Source organism: Pseudomonas maioricensis (assembly GCF_022790535.1).
GTDB classification, from domain to species: Bacteria; Pseudomonadota; Gammaproteobacteria; order Pseudomonadales; family Pseudomonadaceae; genus Aquipseudomonas; species Aquipseudomonas maioricensis.
Genome location: NZ_LOHG01000004.1, coordinates 180,859 through 199,655, shown reverse-complemented (window position 1 = coordinate 199,655; position 18,797 = coordinate 180,859). Strand labels below are relative to the sequence as shown.

Annotated in this window: 18 protein-coding genes; 9 read left to right on the top strand and 9 right to left on the bottom strand. The window is 58.0% G+C overall.

Annotation, left to right across the window (positions count from 1 at the left end; all coding sequences use genetic code 11):
- Positions 1–116 precede the first annotated feature (116 nt).
- The 4 genes from AUC61_RS08295 to AUC61_RS08280 form a co-directional block, all read right to left on the bottom strand.
- On the bottom strand, positions 117–2,582 hold the full coding sequence (locus AUC61_RS08295) for a penicillin acylase family protein (protein ID WP_243245476.1): 2,466 nt from the start codon (positions 2,580–2,582) through the stop codon (positions 117–119).
- A 236-nt stretch (positions 2,583–2,818) separates the two neighbouring features.
- Positions 2,819–3,469, bottom strand: a complete 651-nt coding sequence (locus tag AUC61_RS08290) for a glutathione binding-like protein (RefSeq protein WP_243245475.1) — start codon at positions 3,467–3,469, stop codon at positions 2,819–2,821.
- A 106-nt stretch (positions 3,470–3,575) separates the two neighbouring features.
- A complete protein-coding gene (locus AUC61_RS08285; RefSeq protein ID WP_087269191.1) occupies positions 3,576–3,791 on the bottom strand; it encodes an SEC-C metal-binding domain-containing protein in 216 nt (71 codons plus the stop codon).
- A gap of 5 nt (positions 3,792–3,796) precedes the next feature.
- Positions 3,797–4,285, bottom strand: a complete 489-nt coding sequence (locus AUC61_RS08280) for an LEA/WHy family protein (protein WP_243245474.1) — start codon at positions 4,283–4,285, stop codon at positions 3,797–3,799.
- A gap of 101 nt (positions 4,286–4,386) precedes the next feature.
- On the opposite strand from AUC61_RS08280, the gene AUC61_RS08275 reads away from it, so the two are divergent.
- Entirely contained in the window at positions 4,387–4,905 is a 519-nt protein-coding gene (locus AUC61_RS08275; protein WP_243245473.1) for a hypothetical protein, read from the top strand.
- Positions 4,906–4,916: 11 nt separating this feature from the next.
- Here AUC61_RS08275 and AUC61_RS08270 read toward each other — a convergent pair whose 3' ends face one another.
- Both AUC61_RS08270 and AUC61_RS08265 read right to left on the bottom strand, forming a co-directional pair.
- A complete protein-coding gene (locus tag AUC61_RS08270; protein ID WP_243245472.1) occupies positions 4,917–5,390 on the bottom strand; it encodes a YchJ family protein in 474 nt (157 codons plus the stop codon).
- 3 nt (positions 5,391–5,393) lie between these two features.
- Positions 5,394–5,891 carry a DUF6231 family protein gene (locus AUC61_RS08265; protein WP_243245471.1) on the bottom strand — a complete coding sequence of 166 codons (498 nt, stop codon included), beginning with the start codon at positions 5,889–5,891 and terminating at the stop codon, positions 5,394–5,396.
- 262 nt (positions 5,892–6,153) lie between these two features.
- Between AUC61_RS08265 and AUC61_RS08260 the strand changes: the two genes are divergently transcribed.
- From AUC61_RS08260 to AUC61_RS08250, 3 genes are all read left to right on the top strand, one after another.
- Positions 6,154–6,855, top strand: a complete 702-nt coding sequence (locus AUC61_RS08260) for a PA1041 family peptidoglycan-binding anchor lipoprotein (RefSeq protein ID WP_243245470.1) — start codon at positions 6,154–6,156, stop codon at positions 6,853–6,855.
- Positions 6,856–7,050: 195 nt separating this feature from the next.
- Entirely contained in the window at positions 7,051–7,326 is a 276-nt protein-coding gene (locus tag AUC61_RS08255) for a DUF1145 domain-containing protein (RefSeq protein WP_243245469.1), read from the top strand.
- Complete coding sequence (locus tag AUC61_RS08250; protein WP_243245468.1) at positions 7,319–8,077, top strand: collagen-like protein; 759 nt, start codon at positions 7,319–7,321, stop codon at positions 8,075–8,077. Before AUC61_RS08255 ends, AUC61_RS08250 begins: the two co-directional genes overlap by 8 nt.
- Positions 8,078–8,218: 141 nt before the next feature.
- On the opposite strand, the gene AUC61_RS08245 is transcribed toward AUC61_RS08250, so the two are convergent.
- Entirely contained in the window at positions 8,219–8,683 is a 465-nt protein-coding gene (locus AUC61_RS08245; RefSeq protein ID WP_243245467.1) for a CopD family protein, read from the bottom strand.
- 145 nt (positions 8,684–8,828) lie between these two features.
- Here AUC61_RS08245 and dinG point away from each other — a divergent pair, with 145 nt between their 5' ends.
- The 5 genes from dinG (at position 8,829) to AUC61_RS08220 (ending at position 14,958) form a co-directional block, all read left to right on the top strand.
- Entirely contained in the window at positions 8,829–10,973 is a 2,145-nt protein-coding gene (dinG, locus tag AUC61_RS08240; protein WP_087269212.1) for an ATP-dependent DNA helicase DinG, read from the top strand.
- Between the two features lie 250 nt (positions 10,974–11,223).
- Positions 11,224–12,372 carry a serine hydrolase domain-containing protein gene (locus AUC61_RS08235; protein ID WP_243245466.1) on the top strand — a complete coding sequence of 383 codons (1,149 nt, stop codon included), beginning with the start codon at positions 11,224–11,226 and terminating at the stop codon, positions 12,370–12,372.
- A gap of 154 nt (positions 12,373–12,526) precedes the next feature.
- Positions 12,527–13,621, top strand: coding sequence for an OmpA family protein (locus AUC61_RS08230; protein WP_243245465.1), 1,095 nt, complete (start codon positions 12,527–12,529; stop codon positions 13,619–13,621).
- A gap of 68 nt (positions 13,622–13,689) precedes the next feature.
- Complete coding sequence (gene pdxH / locus AUC61_RS08225; RefSeq protein WP_243245464.1) at positions 13,690–14,337, top strand: pyridoxamine 5'-phosphate oxidase; 648 nt, start codon at positions 13,690–13,692, stop codon at positions 14,335–14,337.
- A 159-nt stretch (positions 14,338–14,496) separates the two neighbouring features.
- Complete coding sequence (locus tag AUC61_RS08220; RefSeq protein ID WP_122666007.1) at positions 14,497–14,958, top strand: outer membrane lipoprotein; 462 nt, start codon at positions 14,497–14,499, stop codon at positions 14,956–14,958.
- A 216-nt stretch (positions 14,959–15,174) separates the two neighbouring features.
- Here the strand turns inward: AUC61_RS08220 and nhaA are convergent, their stop codons facing one another.
- Together nhaA and AUC61_RS08210 are read right to left on the bottom strand one after the other, a co-directional pair.
- A complete protein-coding gene (nhaA, locus tag AUC61_RS08215; RefSeq protein ID WP_243245463.1) occupies positions 15,175–16,356 on the bottom strand; it encodes a Na+/H+ antiporter NhaA in 1,182 nt (393 codons plus the stop codon).
- A 195-nt stretch (positions 16,357–16,551) separates the two neighbouring features.
- Positions 16,552–18,162 carry an NAD(P)/FAD-dependent oxidoreductase gene (locus AUC61_RS08210; protein ID WP_243245462.1) on the bottom strand — a complete coding sequence of 537 codons (1,611 nt, stop codon included), beginning with the start codon at positions 18,160–18,162 and terminating at the stop codon, positions 16,552–16,554.
- Positions 18,163–18,797: the final 635 nt, after the last annotated feature.

Below are 18,797 nucleotides of genomic sequence, written 5' to 3'. Positions count from 1 at the left end.
TTCGAAGAACCTGAAGCTGATTGGTGGAACCCTGTAGGAGCTGCCGAAGGCTGCGATCGCGGCGTGTCAGGAAGATCGCAATCGCAGCCTTCGGCAGCTCCTACAGGGGGGTTATTCTACTTCCCTGGCACCAGCGTCAACCGCTTGCTGCCATAAGCCCGCTCGTAGTTCTGGGTTTGCAGCGGGATCGTCTGGTATTGGCCTTTTAGCCAAGGCTCGATGCTGTTGGTGTAATACGGGCTGGCCGGGTTGCCGGACTGACCGATGTTGATCAGGCTCAGCATCGGTTCTGCCTGGCCGAAGTCGATGATCATGCGCATGCTCGGCACCGCCTGGCTGTCGAAGTTCTGACCCCATGGATACGCCGCGATGTTCAGCGTGTTGTGGTCGCCCCCTGTTGCACTTGGGCCACGATTGAAGCTGTTGGCGGCGAAGTCGCTGCTCTGCAGAGTCGAGCGATGCAGCTTGCCCCATTGCCAGGCTTTGCGATCAGTGCCCATGAGGCTGTCACCGGCAGTGATTGCTGCCGCCAGACTGCGGGCCAGAATCGCGGGCTTGTCTTCTTTCTGCGGAGTTTTCGCGTCATCCCAATACGGACTGTCTTCGCGACCCAACAAGTGATCGGCCTGGGCCGAGTACGACAGGCTGGCGTTCTGCACCAGCGCTTTCCACGCCGGGCTGCTTTCCGGGCCAAGCTCGTCAAGGAAGATCTGTTTGGCGCTTTCCTGCAGGAACAGTTCATAAAGAGCGGCATCAGCAGAGGTCGGGGTGAGCTTGCCGTCGAACGCCATCAACCGGGTAAACGCTTCCCTGGCCTTGCTGCGTTCGGCTTCGGGCAAGGCGTCAATGGCTTGTTTCAGCGGTTTGACCATGCCCGGCGCTTCAAACATTTTTCTCAGCTTGGCGGCGAAAGTCGTGCTCTGGTCGTATTGCATGGCAATGACGCTGCGGGTGTCCTGCTTGCCACTGTTGGCCAGTTCGGCGATACGCTCGGCGCGCTCGGGGGCTTTCCACGAGTTGGACAACTGCATGCCGTAACCCTTGGGGAAGGTGCGCTGGTTGGCAGTAGCGATCCAGCCTTGCTGCGGGTTTTGATCATAAGGGTGCAGCATCGAATCGGCGAAGCCATCCCAGTCGTAACGGCTTTCCCAGCCCGGCGAAGGCAGCAGGCCCAAGCCCTCACGGCGGTTCGGATAGCGACCGGTGACTTGCCAGGCGATGTTCGAGGCATCTGCGAACACCATGTTCAGTGCGATGGCGCGGATTTCACGGCTGGCATCAAACGCCTTGTCGACATTTGGCGCACGGGACAGATCGAAGAACGCGTCCAGACTCTTGTCGTCTTTTAAGTCAGGGGTTTGCAGCGCCAGACCCAGGCTGTTATTCAACTGACCTTCGCTCGGGTTGCTGTTGAGCAGCGCGCCGTGTCGGGTTTCGTAAACGGTTTCGCGGACGGGGCGGCCGCCTTTGACGATAAAGGTTTCTTCGTGGGCAGCAGTGGGCAGCCACTTGCCATCGGCCAGATACATGAGGCGATTATTTTCGCGTTTCAGTTTTTCCAGAAACAGGTCTTGGTTGTCGCCCATGACCGAGGCCATTGACCAGCCGAGCTTGCCGTTGAAGCCGCTAAGGATCAGCGGCAGACCGGCAACCGTAGCGCCCGCGGCCTGATATTTCGGGGCGCGGATTTGTACGAAGCTCCACGCGGAGTTCAATCCGGCAGGCAATTGCACGTCATTGGCCAGCAAGCTTTTGCCCGTGCGGCTGCGTTGCGGCGCGATCGCCCAGTTGCTGGAGGCGGCAATACCCAGCATGTTCAGGTCAGTCAATTGTCGGGCGACATTGTTCAGACCGCTTAGGCCAGGCACCTGCCCACCAAGGTTAAGACCCTTGAGCTTGTCGGCTTCGGAAAAGGGCAGTTCCTCATCCGGATAGGTCGGGACCAGCCAGGCCAGTTTGTCCACCCCGACTTTTTGCGCCAGTACCAGTGCGGACAGCTCTTCTTGCAGGTTCGCCGACTGACTGAAATTCAGCAGGCTGAAGATCAGCGCCGAGTCCTCAGGTTTCCAGTAGTCCGGGCGATAGCCGGAGCTGGCCAGATCGGCTGGCAATTTGTCGCGGTAGCGGAACAGATAGGCGTTGACGCCGCGGGCGTACACCTCAAAGAAACGCTGCAAACGTGGGGTTGAGGCGCTATAGAGCTCGCTGGCGCTTTTTTTCAGGTTCGCGGCGCGCATCAATCGGTCGATATCCAGTGCGCCAGGGCCTGCCATTTCGGACAGTCGACCCTGAGCCAGCAGGCGCATGGTCAACATCTGTGTGATGCGATCACTGGCGTGCACATAACCCAGAGTAAACAGTGCATCGTGGAAGGTGCTGCTTTCTATCAGCGGCATGCCGAGGTTGGTGCGCCGCAGAGAAACGTTTTGGGCCAGCCCCTTGACCGCAACAGTGCCGGAGGCGGGCAGCAGCGAGTCGCTGTCGCCACCGCCCAACTGGCAGCCTGCAAGGCTCAACAAACCCACCGTCGCGGCGGCAGCACCGAACCGGTTTACGACTTTGGAACGGGCTGGTGAGGCCATGGCAAAACTCCTGCGGGGGCTTAACGTGTAAAAGGCGCTACGTTAGTGAGCGGGCAAGCACTGCGCAAGCGGGGGGACGGAGTTTATTTCAGGATTTTTCAAAGGTCGTGAGGCTATTTGCGACTGTATGAGGGGGGCGAGGCAGTGTGTCAGGTTGACCGGCTCGCCAACAAGTTGCCTCCTGCCTGGACCGCGTGACGGCTCTGTTCGGTAGGAGCGAACTTGTTCGCGAGCCTTCAGGCCTGAGCCTGCGGTGGATTCACTTGGTCAACCAGCGCGTACGCCCGCTTCGTCGCCTCTCGATTACTGACTGCTTCGAACCAGCGCTTGAGGTGCGGGAAGTCGTTCAGATTCTGTTCCTGCCAGGTATGACGCGCGATCCACGGATAGATCGCCATGTCCGCAATGCTGTATTCACTGCCCGCGACGAACTCACGGTCTGCCAGGCGCTTGTCCAGCACGCCATAAAGGCGCGCGGTCTCATCAACATAGCGCTTGATCGCGTAAGGGATCTTTTCCTTGGCGAAGCGGTTGAAGTGGTGGTTCTGACCCGCCATCGGCCCCAAACCGCCCATTTGCCAGAACAGCCATTGCAGCGTTTCTTGTCGACCGCGCAGGTCCATGGGGATGAACTGGCCGGTTTTTTCAGCCAGATACAGCAGGATTGCCCCGGATTCAAACAGGCTGACCGGCTCACCTCCATCGGCGGGCGCGTGGTCAACGATGGCCGGTATTCGGTTGTTCGGGGAGATTTTCAGGAATTCGGGTTTGAATTGATCGTTCTGGCCAATATTGACCGGGAAGATCGTGTAAGGCAGACCTGCCTCTTCAAGAAACATCGACACTTTGTGGCCGTTGGGTGTGGTCCAGTAATGCAGATCGATCATCAGGAATTCCATCGGATGGCACGGAATGCCTGTTTTACTCCCTCATGCAGTGACCACACAAACGAAAACGGCCTGCAAGGCAGGCCGTTCGAGTACCACGGTCAGCTTACGCGCCGTGGCACTTCTTGAATTTCTTGTCGCTGCCGCACGGGCAAGGATCGTTGCGGCCAACATCCTTCAGCGCGTTGCGTACCGGCTCCTGATGGGCATGGCCGCAGTTTGGACCGTGGACATGTCCATGCTGGTGGTCGTGGTGGGCATGGCCATGATCGTCATGATCGTGGTTGCAATCTGGGCCATGCACATGGGCTTGCTGGTTCATCGGGGTCACTCCGGAATAAAATCGCCGGGCATTATCTCGCCGTTGCGTCCAATACGCACGTTATGCCGAAACAAAAAGCCGGTTTTGAGCTTACCTTCGAGCCGATACTGGATGGGCTGATCGGTTTTTTTCAGCATTTTCGCTATCTGCTTCAAATCCTTCCAGAGGTTGGTCCTGATCGGCACGACGAAATTTCTCCGGCTTTGGCCATCGACCACAAACCAGTCGGTGGACTCGCCTTCGGCCAGCACCAGATCGTTAAGCATGATCTTGTAACGGAGGCTGCGCACTAGCACGCTTCTGTCGTTGGGGTTGTCGACCCGAAAGCGCAACTTGAAGTCTTGCTGCAGCAGCTTTGCCTTGACCACCTCGACTTTGAGCAAGTGCACCTGAGGGTCCTGATAGTCGCTGACGCCTACCGATGAGCAACCGTTCAGGATCGACAGCAGCAGGCCCAGGCTCAGGATTCGTATGACGTGCGCCTGTGAAAACATCTTCGTGCTCCATTTGAAGCCATAGTTTGACAAAGCGACTGCCCATTCCTTTTTGATAAAGCTGCGGCATACTTCTCGCACGTGCCCCCAGAGTATGACCAATGAATCTGTATGAAATTATATTCAGTGGCCAACTGGTCCCCGGCGCCCAACTGGAAAAGGTTCAGGCCAATCTGGGCAAGCTGTTCCACAGCGACGCGCAACGGCTGGAGCTGTTGTTCAGCGGGCGTCGACTGGTTCTGAAAAACAATCTCGACGGCGAGGCGGCAGAAAAATATCGTTCGACCCTGGAGCGCGCCGGAGCGCTGGTCGAAGTGCTGGAAATGCCGTCGTCCAGGCCTGAGCCAGATGCCGGAGCGGGTTCCATTGCTGCTCCACAGCCCGGCCGGCTACAGATTACTCCTCGCGACGTGTACATGGCGGCTTTCGTGGCGGTCGATGCTCCGGATCTTGAAGTGTGCGAAGTGGGCAGCGATATGCAGGACGTTAAACCCGCCCCGGTTGCGCCGTCGCTGGACCTGTCCGGATTGAGCCTCGCACCAGCAGGCAGTGAACTGGGGCAGTTACCAAGCGTTCACTCCGGAGCCGTCCCGGATATTTCATATCTTTCGCTGGAATAGCTGCCACGGCTTCAGCTTATGTAGCTGGCACAGCATTTCTTGTATTTCTGCTCACTGCCGCAAGGGCACGCATCATTGCGCCCTGCTTTGAGTCCTGCGGTCGGGTCGATGAAATACCAGCGCCCCTGATTCTGCACAAAAGACGAACGCTCACGATGGCTGTGTTCACCGCTGCCGTCATGCCAGCGGGCGGTAAAGGTGACGAAGGCGTGCTCGGGTTTGCCGCCAAATACTTCCGAGTTTTCCACTTCCAGTCCCAGCCATGTGCTTTGCAGGCTCCACTGCGTGATCGAGTCTCGGTCCAGGCCTGCTTTCTGCACCGGCAATGTGGTGTCGAGCAAATAGTCGATGAGCCCCAGGACATAGGCGCTGTAGCGTGAACGCATCAGTTTCTCCGCGCAGGGCGCGGGTTGGCCTGCGTGAAACGGACCGCAACAGGCTGCTAACAGATCCCCGCTACCGCAGGGGCAAATCGCGCTATTCATGACTTACCACCAGTATTTGCCGAAGTTCTCCGGGTTGGCCCAGAACCTTGCGTTGAGCCAGTCGGGCACTTGTTTGTATTCGCGTAAATCGTAGGTGTACAGCGTCAGCACCTGTTCATCGCGGGTGAAGCGTTCGCTGGCCTGCAAGGCCAGTGAGTAGAAGTCGGTGTCTCTCCAGCCGCAGGCCTGCAGATCGGCCAATACCGCAATGCGACTGGCGTTGAGGTTTCGGATGCCGCCAAGCAACTCCAGGCCTTCGCGCTTGTTGATGTGCTCCAGGCAATCGACTACCAGCGCCAGGTCGAACCGTTGCGCGGCCAGCTCTGCCGACAATAAACCGGGTTTGGCATGGGCCAGCAGCGTTTCGGGGTGGGCTTCCTGAAATGCCTGTAACGCAGGAAACGCCTCGGCTCCGATCAACAGCAGGCGTTTGGGTGCCTGCAAATCGAGCAGGGCAGCCAGTGCTTGCTGCGGCGTGCGCGTGGAAAAGCCTTCGCTCATCAAAAATCCTCTCTATGACCTGCAAGACTAGCGTGTGGTGAGGCATGGGCCTAGCCCGGGCATTTCTGCAGGAACTGCCGAAGGCTGCGAAATCGGTGTGTCAGGTAGATGGGATCGCAGCCTTCGGCAGCTCCTACAGGGATTCTATTTGCCTGATAAACCGGTAAACCCCAATAAAACAAGGCGAAAAGTGGCGAACTGGCATTTTGCTGTCTTTACTTCTTGAGCGGCGGATTCGGCCGAACCCTTGGGAGAAAAATTAATGAGAATAATTCGAACAGCGTTACCTCTTATTTTAGTCACCAGTGTTTTGACCGGTTGTGCGGGTTTGCAGAAGACTGACTGGCCGCTCTGTGCATTGGGTGGCGGTGTGGCAGGTGCTGCGGCAGGCGCGTTCCAGAGCGCTGCGGTCGCAGCCAGTCTGGGCGGTGCAGTGGGTGTCATGGCTGGCGCGTATTGCTGGGTTCACGGCGATGGCGACGATGATGGCGATGGGGTGAAAAACAGCGTCGACAAATGCCCTGATACACCTAAAGGTGTTGCAGTCGATGCGACAGGTTGCCCACTGACCCCTCCGGCACCGCCTGCTGTCATTGAAGAAGTGGTGGTGGTCAAAGAGGAAGTCATTGTGATCAATGACGTGCTGTTCGAGTTTGACTCTGCGCGTCTGACCGCCGCCGACAAATCGAAGCTCGACCTGATTGCGACTCGCCTGAAACGCGAAGCACCGAGCGCGCAGTTGCGCGTCAGCGGTCATACCGACAGCGTTGGCAGCGATGCCTACAACCAGAAACTGTCTCAGAAACGTGCTGTTTCGGTCACTGATTACCTGGTCAGTTCCGGAATCCCGCGCAGTGCATTCGTTTCGGTAGAAGGTGATGGTGAAGCCCGTCCGGTTGCTGACAACTCAACCGCCAGCGGCCGTTCGCTAAATCGTCGCGTAGAAATCCTTATCAACCGTTAACGCGGTTGCTCCAGCCGTTGGCCCGGCACCCCGCCGGGCCAATTCCGATTCAGCCGTTCGGCGGTTGTTCTTCGCGTCAGATTAATTTTCAACCGCGTGCTGGCAAATTTCACAGTGCAGGCGTTTACTGTGCGCGCAGAAAAATTACGCAACGATAAGCGTTTGCAGACATAACAATAGGGGCAGGCTCAGGCAATGAAGGTGTTTTGGGGATTGGGAAAACTGTTGACTGCGGCTTTCTGGCTGGTGGTGTTATTTAATCTGGTAGTGGTGCTACCGACTCCGTTCGCTCTTCTGATCAAACTTGCAGGCAGCCTGTTAGCGGTGATTCATGTCGCCGAATTGCTGCTGTTCAATGGCAGCCTGCGCGGGCGTCCACGTCCCTGGCGCGACCGTCTGTATATCCTGTTGTTCGGTATCTTCCACCTTCAGTCTTTCCCGAAAAAAATCCCGGAGGCCGCTCATGCGTAAGCTTTGTCTGCTGGCTGCCTTGTGCAGTCCCCTGGCCATGGCCCAAACCATCAACGTCGAGTCGCACTCGCTGATGCGCTTGCCAAGTCAGGCCAGTGTGCTGCAACTGGAGCGCCTGGAAGTTGCTGACTACGGCACTTTGCTCATCCCGTCAGGCCTTACCGAAGTGAAAGTCGACCAACTGGTACTGGGTCACGAGGCACGTATCGCCATCGTGCCGAGCAGTCAGCCGCTTAATCTGGTGGTCGGTCATGGTCAGCTTGGCACGGGTAGCCAGATCACTGCTCGCGGTGCGCCGGGTACCTATGAAAAACCGCCTTTGCCGGGTCGTAACCTGACGTTGCGTGTCGAGCATCTGCAGGGCGACGAACTGTTTGTCGATGCACGAGGTGGCGCTGGTTCGCCGGGCTATGTCGGGCTCGATGGCGCCAACGGCAAAGCACCGGGTTGCACTTGGGGCAGCGCCGGTCGCGGCTTTGATGGCGACAACGGTGGCAATGGTCATGACGGCGCTGCGGGTGCGCAGGTGCGTCTCGAACTGCCGCGAGATTACCCGGTTGAGCGCATCAAGGTTGACGTTCAGGGCGGTGCTGGCGGTTTGGCCGGTGCTGGCGGCAAACCGGGCAAAGGCGGCGCTTCCAAAGGATGCGTCGTGTACCGGGCTGATGGCGGCAAAGCCGGGCGCGCGGGTGAAGCAGGCCAACCTGGTGCAGCCGGGCCTGCAGGGGCGCTTACGTTGCAGCGGTTTTAAGCTGCCGCCTCGCGAACAAGTTCGCTCCTACCGGATAGGGCCGTGTCACGCGGTTCAGGTAGGAGGCAACTTGTTGGCGAGAGGCTTGACGCGGTGATTCAGTTTTGCCGCCTCGAAAACAAGCTTGCCTCAGGGGGCGCGTTACAAATGGGGACGGGCCGCCGCGATAGCGACCACCGCTAACCCGACCAGCAAGTTGATTCCCACCAGTCGGCGAATCCTGCCAAGAGCAGCAGCACCTTCAGCCCATTGTTCAGCCTCTACCGCCTTGCGCAGTTCCGGCAGTTGCAGTGACTGAATGCGAATGAACAGTGCGGTCATCACGACATAAAGCCCCATCATTACCTGCACGTAGCGCGGCGCGGTTTCGAAGCTGACGAACTGCAACTGGATCATGCCTACGCCGGTAATCGGCAAGACCACCACCACTGCCCAGACCCAGACAAAAAAGCGTGGGAACACTTCCAGCCACAATTTCAGTCGCTGTGGCCCCTGCAATGCGCTGACGACCGCTGGTCGCAAGACCATCCAGGCGAAAAACATGCCGCCAACCCATACCAGCGCGGCCAAAACATGCAGGGTGTAGACGAGGGAAAAAGGTGTCATCAGGTACTCCGTTCTGCGCGGATGGAATTTGCGGGGTATGATAGCCGCCTGCTGGAACTACTGAAGATATATCCAGCCTTTTGCGCTTTAATTTTTACCCAAGCCTGTACAGTCTGTGTAGCGCCCCGAGCCAACGACCGAACCCATGATCAGCAACGAACTCAAATCCCAGATTCAGGGCGCCTACTCGCGTTTCCTCGAAGCCAAGAGCCTCAAGCCGCGCTATGGCCAGCGTCTGATGATCGCCGAGGTCGCCAAAGTGCTGGGCGATATCGACACCGATGAAGAAGGCCGTCGCACCAGTGATCCTGCCGTTGTCGCTGTAGAAGCAGGCACCGGTACCGGAAAGACCGTGGCTTACGCCATTGCAGCGATCCCTACTGCCAAACTGGCGGGCAAACGTCTGGTGATCGCCACCGCGACCGTCGCCCTGCAAGAGCAGATCGTCCACAAGGACCTGCCTGATCTGATGCGCAACAGCGGGCTGAACTTCACGTTCTCCCTCGCCAAGGGCCGGGGCCGCTATATGTGCCTGTCCAAGCTCGACATGCTGCTCCAGGAAGGGGACGCAACCAACGCCACTGCGCAGCTTTTCGAAGAAGAAGGCTTCAAGATCGAGGTCGATGAGGCCAGTCAGAAACTGTTCACCAGCATGATCGAAAAGCTCGCTGGCAATAAGTGGGACGGCGACCGCGACAGTTGGCCCCAGGCACTCGAGGATCAGGATTGGGCACGGCTGACCACCGATCACAGCCAGTGCACAAATCGCCATTGTCCGAATTTTCAGCAATGCGCGTTTTATAAAGCCCGTGAAGGTATGGGAAAAGTCGACGTGATCGTGACGAACCACGACATGGTGCTGGCGGATCTGGCCTTGGGGGGCGGTGCGGTATTGCCCGATCCGCGTGACACTTTATATGTGTTCGACGAAGGGCATCACCTGCCTGACAAGGCCATCGGCCATTTCGCACATTACACGCGACTTCGGTCTACAGCTGACTGGCTGGAACAGACCGCCAAGAACCTGGCCAAGTTGCTGGCTCAGCACCCACTGCCGGGTGACTTGGGGAAATTGATCGAGCAAGTGCCGGAACTGGCGCGCGAGATCAAGGCGCAGCAACAGTTCATGTTCAGCGCTTGCGAACAACTGGCTGACTTCCGTGCCGGTGAAGACATGCAGGGGCGCGAGCGTCCACGGCATCGGTTCATTGGCGGCGTAGTACCCGAGCATATTCGTGAAATGGGTATCGAGCTGAAAAAGGGCTTTGCCCGGCTCGATGATCTGTTCACTCGCCTGGCCGACTTGCTCAAAGAGGGCATGGATGGCGAGGTCAACATCGGCATCGCCAGCCATCAGGCCGAAGAATGGTATCCGCTATTTGGCAGCCTGCTGGCCCGGGCCCATGGCAACTGGGAATTATGGACGGCCTTCACTGCGGAGGACCCGGAAGACAGCCCGCCCATGGCGCGCTGGCTGACCCTTGCCGACAGCGGGGCGTTGTTTGATATCGAGGTTAATGCCAGCCCGATTCTGGCGGCGGAGATGCTCCGTCGCAATCTGTGGAACGTCGCTTATGGCGCGTTGGTGACCTCCGCGACCCTGACTGCGCTGGGTAAATTCGATCGCTTCCGTATGCGCGCCGGTTTGCCCAAGGTTGCGGTCACCGCCGTTGTTCCGAGTCCGTTTCATCATGCTGACGCCGGGGTATTACGCGTACCTGACCTCAAGGCCGATCCGCGTGATTCCGTGGCGCATACCGCCGCGATCATCCGGGAGTTGCCCGGTCTGGTGGAAGGCTCGCGAGGCACTCTGGTACTGTTCTCTTCCCGCAAACAGATGCAGGACGTCTTTGACGGTCTGGAGCGTGACTGGCGCAAGCAGGTGTTTATCCAGGGCAATTTGTCCAAACAGGAAACGCTTAACAAGCACAAGGCGCGGGTCGATGGCGGTGACTCCAGCGTGCTGTTCGGGCTGGCCAGCTTTGCCGAAGGTGTCGATTTGCCCGGCGCGTATTGCGAGCATGTGGTGATCGCCAAGATTCCTTTTGCTGTGCCGGACGATCCCGTCGAGGCAGCACTGGCTGAGTGGATCGAGGCCCGTGGTGGTAATCCTTTTATGGAAATCGCCGTGCCGGATGCTTCATTGCGGCTCGTGCAGGCATGCGGACGGTTGCTGCGTACCGAAGAGGATCGCGGCACCATCACGCTGCTGGATCGGCGCGTGGTGACGCAGCGTTACGGTAAGGCGATCCTCAACGCGCTGCCGCCTTTCAGGCGGGAGATATCCTGATTCAAGTTCGCGCCTCCTGCGCCATCGCTTCCATATGAACTCAAACTCTGTAGGAGCTGCCGAAGGCTGCGATGGCGGCATGTCAGGAGAAAACGCTTCGCAGCCTTCGGCAGCTCCTACAGACCAGATGTTTACCGCATGATCGCGATGTGTCGGGGCAGCGTGGCTGACCACCCACCATCTGTTCATAAACCTCAATCGCTGAAACAATGCACACCATTTTTTGATCAGCCAGTCCGGGAGCCAGCGGGTGCAGATTCAGGGTCATTTCGAGCTTAAATTTGAGGCTGTACGCGAAGCTTTCGCGGCGCTCTTCGAAGACACTCAGGAGCGCGGCGCAGCGCTGTGCATTCAGATCGGTGGTGAAACCGTTGTTGACCTCTGGGCTGGCACCGCCGACAAGGACGGCGCAGAGGCCTGGCACAGCGATACCATCGCCAACCTGTTTTCCTGCACAAAGCCCTTTGCTGCGGTGACTGCTCTGCAACTGGTCGGTGAGGGCAAGCTGAAACTCGACGAACCCGTCGCCCGCTTGTGGCCTGAGTTTGCAGAAGCAGGCAAAGGTGCGATTACCCTGCGCCAATTGCTGTGTCATCAGGCAGGTCTCCCTGCGCTGCGTCACATGCTCCCCGCTGAAGCGCTTTATGACTGGACTGCAATGACCGATGCGATGGCCGCTGAGGAACCCTGGTGGACGCCTGGACATGGCCACGGCTATGCAGCGATTACTTACGGCTGGTTGGTTGGCGAAGTGTTGCGTCGTGCCGATGGACGCGGGCCGGGCGACGCCATTGCTGCGCGTATTTCCCGACCGTTGAACCTGGATTTCCATGTCGGCCTGGCTGATGAAGAGTTTTACCGCGTTGCGCATATCGCTCGCAGCAAAGGCAATGCTGGCGACGAATCTGCGCAGCGTCTGCTGCAGACCACTCTGCGCGAGCCGACATCAATGACCGCACGGGCGTTTACCAACCCACCGTCGATCATGACCAGTACCAACAAACCTGAGTGGCGGCGCATGCAGCAGCCTGCTGCCAACGGGCACGGTAACGCTCGCAGTCTTGCGGGTTTCTACAACGGTTTGCTCGACGGCAGCCTGCTAGAGCCCGAGCTGCTCAATGAGCTGACTCGCGAGCACAGTGTGGGTCAGGACAAGACCCTGTTGACTCAGACGCGCTTCGGTCTGGGTTGCATGCTTGATCAGCCCGATGTTTCCAACGCCACGTACGGCCTGGGTCCGAAAGCTTTCGGCCATCCGGGCGCCGGTGGATCCATTGGCTTTGCTGATCCTGATCACGACGTCGCATTCGGCTTTGTGACAAATACGTTGGGGCCTTATGTGCTGATGGATCCCCGTGCTCAGAAGCTGGTGCGAGTGCTAGGTGAGTGTTTGCGCTAAGTTGTCGTCATAAGTGCTTGTTTAATACCGACTGTCAGTTAATACCCCGGAACAGGAACCGTGCGACGGTTTCCTTTTCCAACAGCCTGTTTATGCGTGTTATATGGGCACTGCCAAGTTCATTGTCTGTTTACTATTTTTTTGTGGGTCATTCATGTCATTCAATAAAAGCCTCGCAATCGCCCTGTGTCTCGCCGTGACTGGCTGCGCACAAACGCCTAAAAACGATTCTGCCGACGCTGGGAGCCACTGGTGGTCATTCGGCTCCGATAAGGTTGCCGACGCAGCACCTGTACAAGCCCCGGCAAAAGCCCCTGCGAAAGCTCCAGCCCCTGAGGCCAAGCCTGCGGAGCCGGTGGCGAAGGCCGAGAGTGGCACTCATTGGTATTGGCCGTTTGCGTCCAGTGACAGCGCGGAACCAAAAGCTGAAGCTGCCGCCAAACCGGCAGATAAAAGCGTTGCACCGCTGATTGCCAAGTCCGAAACCGATAGCAAGTGGTGGTGGCCGTTCGGTGGCGAGAAGAAGGAAGAGGCCAAGGCTGCCCCCAAGGTCGATCCCAAGGTGACGCAAGCCTGGCTGGATGACTACGAGCCGCGCCTGCGTCTGGCGATCAAGGACAGCCCGTTCGAACTAGAGCGTCGTGAAGATGTTCTGGTGATCACCGCTCCTGTAGACAGTTCGTTCAACCCGGATCGTCCGGCGATGTTGCTGCCCGTGACGTTGGGCCCTATCACCCGTCTGGCCAAACTGGTTGAAGCCGATCCGAAAACCGCCGTGCTGGTATTGGGTCACGCAGACACCACCGGCGCTGCTCCGGCGAATCAGAAAATCAGCCAGGAGCGTGCCCAGTCGGTCGCTGCCATTTTCCGCCTCAGTGGTCTTGAGCGTAATCGGCTCAGCCTGCGGGGCATGGGCGCGGTAATGCCGCGTGCAGCCAATGACAGCGCTGAAGGCCGCAAGCTGAACCGCCGCGTTGAAATTGTCATGACGCCGGAAAACACCATGCTCGCGCTGATGAGCAAGTACGCCTTGCCGCCAACGCCGACAATGGTTGCGGCTCAAGACGTCAAACCAGCGCCAGCAGTCGCTCCCGCGCCAGCCAAAGCCGCACCGGCCAAGAAGGCTGCTGCGAGCAAGCCTGCCGCCAAGAAAGCCGCACCCGCTAAAAAGGCGACGCCAGCCAAGGCCGCTCCTGCCAAAGCTGCCGTGAAGAAGAAACCTGCGGCGACTGATCAGGCGAGTAACTGAAACACGCGCTGACCCGCGCCGCAGGGCGTGGGTCAGGCGACGGTTTTCTTCAATCAAGGAAAGACGTCATGACCCAGTCTCTGGCCGATATGCGCCGTGACTATGCCCGCGATGGTTTGACCGAAGCGCAAGCGCCAGATGAACCGTTTGCGCTATTTCATCAGTGGTTCGCCGAGGCGGTGAAAACCGAGCAGGCACCGGTTGAGGCCAATGCGATGACCCTCGCGACGGTCGATGAGCAGGGCCGCCCTCATTGCCGAATCCTGTTGTTGAAAGGGCTGGATGCCGAGGGCTTCACGTTCTTTACCAACTACGACAGTGCCAAAGGCCAGCAACTGGCGGCACGTCCGTTTGCGGCAATGACGTTCTTCTGGCCCACTCTGGAGCGTCAGGTACGCATAGAGGGGCGAGTGGTCAAAGTCACACCCGAAGAGTCCGATGCCTACTTTCAGGTTCGTCCGCTGGGCAGCCGGCTTGGTGCGTGGGCCTCGCCTCAGAGCCAGGTGATCGCCGATCGCGCCGAGCTTGAATGCATGATCAGAGACACCGAACAGCGCTTCATCGACACTCAGCCACATTGCCCCGAACATTGGGGCGGTTACCGCCTGCTGCCAGAGCGCATCGAGTTCTGGCAGGGCCGTCCGAGCCGTTTGCATGACCGCCTGAATTACCGGTGGGCGGACACGCACTGGTCGCGCGAGCGCCTCGCTCCCTAACATTCAGTCTGTTTGAATTATTCGGTTGCCTACCCGTCTTACGGTTACGGCAGCCGGTGCTGTATACCGCCTGAATGAAAACAAATTAACGAAGAGCGGCAGGTGACAGCGCTGATAGCGCAGAGTCTAATGGCTGCATGTTCTTCTGGAGATACCTTTATGCGTAAGTCTGTTCTGTTGGCCACGTTCACTGCCATGGCGCTGACCCTCAGTGGCTGTATGTCGAACCTGACCGGTGATTCCTATTCCCGTGACGAGGCGCGTACCGTGCAGACCGTTCGTTTGGGTACCATCGAATCTCTGCGTCCGGTCAAGATCGAAGGCAGCAAGACGCCTATCGGTGCAGGTGCAGGTGCAATCGTAGGTGGTGTCGGCGGTAGCGCCATTGGCGGCGGCCGTGGCAGCATCGTTGCCGCTGTGATCGGTGCTGTAGCGGGTGGCTTGCTGGGGTCGGCTACTGAAGAAGGTCTGACCCGTACTCAGGGTGTGGAAATCACCGTACGTGAAGACGATGGCACCATGCGTGCCTACGTGCAGCAAGTTCAGGAAAACGAGATTTTCCGGGTTGGCGAGCGCGTTCGTATCATGACCGTGAACGGTACCAGTCGCGTCTCTCATTGAGTGATTGCATGGCGCTTGTAGCGTCTTGAAACATAAAAACCCGATCCTTGCGATCGGGTTTTTTGTGGGTGATCGTTGGTGCTTTTGGCGTCACGCTGTTTCCTATGCCGCGCAGCAAATGCTTTCCCTGTAGGAACTGCCGAAGGCTGCGATGCATTCATCCTGACATACCGCTATCGCAGCCTTCGGCAGCTCCTACAAAAGATTAATTTCAATTCAACGGATTGGGTTTTTACGACTGCTAACCACCATGACGGCATAACCGATAAAGGCAGCAAGTATCGAGCCGGTCAAAATCCCCATGCGATCAACCCCGGCGTATTCGCTACTGCCCGGTATGTAAGCCAGTGAACCGACGAACAGGCTCATGGTGAAACCGATGCCGCACAGGATCGAAACCCCCAGCACTTGACCCCAATTCGCGCCGCCGGGCAGTTTTGCGATGCCAATTTTGATCGCCAGCCAGGTCAAGCCGAAAACACCGACTGTCTTGCCCACCAACAGGCCTGCTGCGATACCCATAGGGACGTGATGGGTGAAACTCTCCAGCGTGACGCCGCTGAGCGACACGCCTGCGTTAGCGAACGCAAACAATGGAAGAATCCCGTATGCGACCCATGGATGCAGGGCGTGCTCCAGCGACAATAGGGGGGACGAGTCGTGGTCAGTGGTGCGTAACGGGATGCAGAACGCCAGTACCACGCCTGCCAGTGTCGCGTGGACGCCGCTTTTGAGTACGCAGACCCACAGCAACAGGCCTATCAGCAGATAAGGGCCCAGCTTGCGCACGCCCAGCCGATTCATCGCAATCAGCGCCACGATTGAGGATCCCGCCAGTATCAGCGACAAGTTGGAAAGCTCACCCGAATAGAACAGCGCGATGACGATGATTGCCCCGAGATCATCAATGATCGCCAGCGTCATCAGAAACAGTTTGAGTGAAACCGGAACACGCTTGCCTAACAACGCTAGCACGCCCAGTGCGAAGGCGATGTCAGTGGCCATGGGGATCGCCCAGCCATTCATGGCGGCGGCGTCTCCCTTGTTCAGCGCCCAGAAGACCAGCGCCGGGATCACCATGCCGCCGATGGCCGCAGTACCTGGCAGAATGATTTGCGAGGGGCGTGAGAGATGGCCGTCCAGGACCTCCCGTTTGACCTCCAGACCTATCAGCAGGAAGAACAGCGCCATCATGCCGTCGTTGATCCACAGCAATAGCGGCTTGGCGATTTTGACAGCGCCGATCTGTGCCACGACGGGCACATCAAGGAAGGCGTTATAGAGCCAGGATAGCGGCGAGTTATTAATGATCAACGCCAGGGCAGCGGCCGCGATCAATAGCAGACCACCTGCAGCTTCGAGCTGAAAAAAACGAGTGACAGTGATACGCAGAGGCAAGGTTTGCGCTCCCATCCAACGAAAAGGAGCGACACCCTAACCCGGACTTCTCGCTGTTAAAACAAAAGTTATATTCGTTTTTGTTATAAGCGGGACGGCCGGTTTAGAGTGTTTTCAGGTCTGTCAGTCAGTGCGCTTTTGCTGGTGGGAAGGCGCTTTTTATGGTGTAGGAATCGTCTGAAATTACAGCTGTGTTCAGGCTTCGATACCCAGCATGCTTCTTGCCAACGCTTCAGCGATGCGGATGCCATCCACTCCGGCGGAAAGAATGCCGCCCGCATAGCCTGCACCTTCACCGGCCGGAAACAGACCTTTGACGTTCAGGCTCTGCATGGTGTCGTCACGGGTGATCCGCAGTGGCGCGGAGGTGCGGGTTTCGATCCCGGTCAGTACGGCGTCATGCAGGGCAAAGCCTTTGATCTGCTTTTCAAACGCTGGCAGTGCTTCGCGAATCGCCTCGATGGCGTAAGCGGGAAGGGCGTCCGCCAGATCCACAAGCTTGACCCCAGGCTTGTAAGACGGTTCGACGCTGCCCAACTCCTGCGACGCTTTGCCTGCGATGAAATCACCTACCAGCTGTGCAGGTGCTTCATAGGTGCTACCGCCCATCAGATAGGCGTGGGATTCCAGACGCTCCTGTAGCTCGATGCCCGCCAGCGGGCCTCCTGGATAATCTTCCGGAGTGATACCGACCACGATCCCGGAATTGGCATTACGCTCGTTTCGCGAGTACTGACTCATGCCGTTGGTGACGACGCGATTTGGCTCCGACGTCGCGGCGACAACGGTGCCGCCCGGGCACATACAGAAGCTGTATACCGAGCGCCCGTTTTTGGCGTGATGCACGAGCTTGTAATCGGCGGCACCCAGCTTTGGGTGGCCGGCGTACTTGCCCAGGCGAGCACGGTCGATCAGTGATTGCGGGTGTTCGATACGGAAGCCTACAGAGAATGGCTTGGCCTCCATATAAACGCCACGGCCGTGGAGCATGCGGAACGTGTCACGAGCGCTGTGCCCCAGTGCCATGATCACATGGCGCGACTCGATGCGTTCGCCACCGTCAACGACCACACCCTGCAGTTGGCCATTGTCGATCAGCACGTCAGTCACGCGTTGCTCGAAGCGTACTTCACCGCCCAGTGCTTCGATCTGGTGACGCATGTTTTCCACGACGCCTGTCAGTCGGAAAGTACCGATGTGCGGTTTGCTGACGTAAAGGATCTCTTCAGGTGCACCGGCTTTCACGAACTCGTTCAGGACCTTGCGACCGTGAAATTTAGGGTCCTTGATCTGGCTGTAGAGCTTGCCATCGGAGAATGTCCCAGCGCCGCCTTCGCCGAACTGCACGTTGGACTCCGGGTTCAGGACGTTTTTGCGCCACAGGCCCCAGGTGTCTTTGGTGCGCTGCCGGACTTCCTTGCCGCGCTCGAGAATGATCGGCTTGAAGCCCATCTGCGCAAGCAGGAGGCCAGCAAAAATCCCACAGGGGCCAAAGCCAACCACCACCGGGCGTTCGGTCAGGCCTTCAGGCGCGTGCCCGACGACTTTGTAGCTGATGTCCGGTGCCGGGTTGACGTGACGATCATCGGCCAGGCGCGACAGCAGAGCCGCTTCATCCTGCACCTGGAAGTCGATGGTGTAGATGAAGCACAGCTCAGAAGACTTTTTGCGCGCATCGTAACTGCGCTTGAACAGGGTGAATTCCAGCAGTTCATCGCTGGTGATGCCCAAACGCTGCAAAAGGGCTGGACGCAAGTCTTCGTCCGGATGATCGATCGGCAGCTTGAGTTCGGTGATTCGTAACATGAAAGGATCCAGTTTCCGGGCCGCAGGATCAGCCCGACAGCGCTACAAGAACCGGGGATTATAAGACACATTGGGGGGAGGCGGGGTGGTGGGTTGTCTGAGTTTTATGGTTACGCTATTAGGGGGGAACACATTTATGCCGTGATTTTTGCGTACATATCCATTACCGCGATGATGTCTGATATTGGTTGCGCTTTTACAGCGCCTCACTTTTGAAAGCGCAAAAGTAAGCAAAACGCTCTTGCCGGTATGACTCACCCACATGGGTTACAAATCAGTTCACGCACATAGGTAACAGTTTTTAACTGGCAGGGCCGCCGCAACCGGCCATCCATGGCCTGAGGCGGCTAAACCGGCATCCCTGCCGGTTTGCCCCACGCAGCAATATCGGATTACGGCCGGCGTGGTTTAACGGAGCGCTTAAGATCAAAATCAAAAGCAGATCAAAAGCATCGGTTCACTTCGAACTGGTAGGAGCGAACTTGTTCGCGAGACGTCACCACGACCAACGCACTCGACGTCTGACACACCGCATCGCAGCCTTCGGCAGCTCCTACAGAAGATCGGTAAGTTCACACAATCAGGTCGGCTGTCAGGCCGCCGCGCTTTTGATTTTGATCTGAGGCGCCCCATTA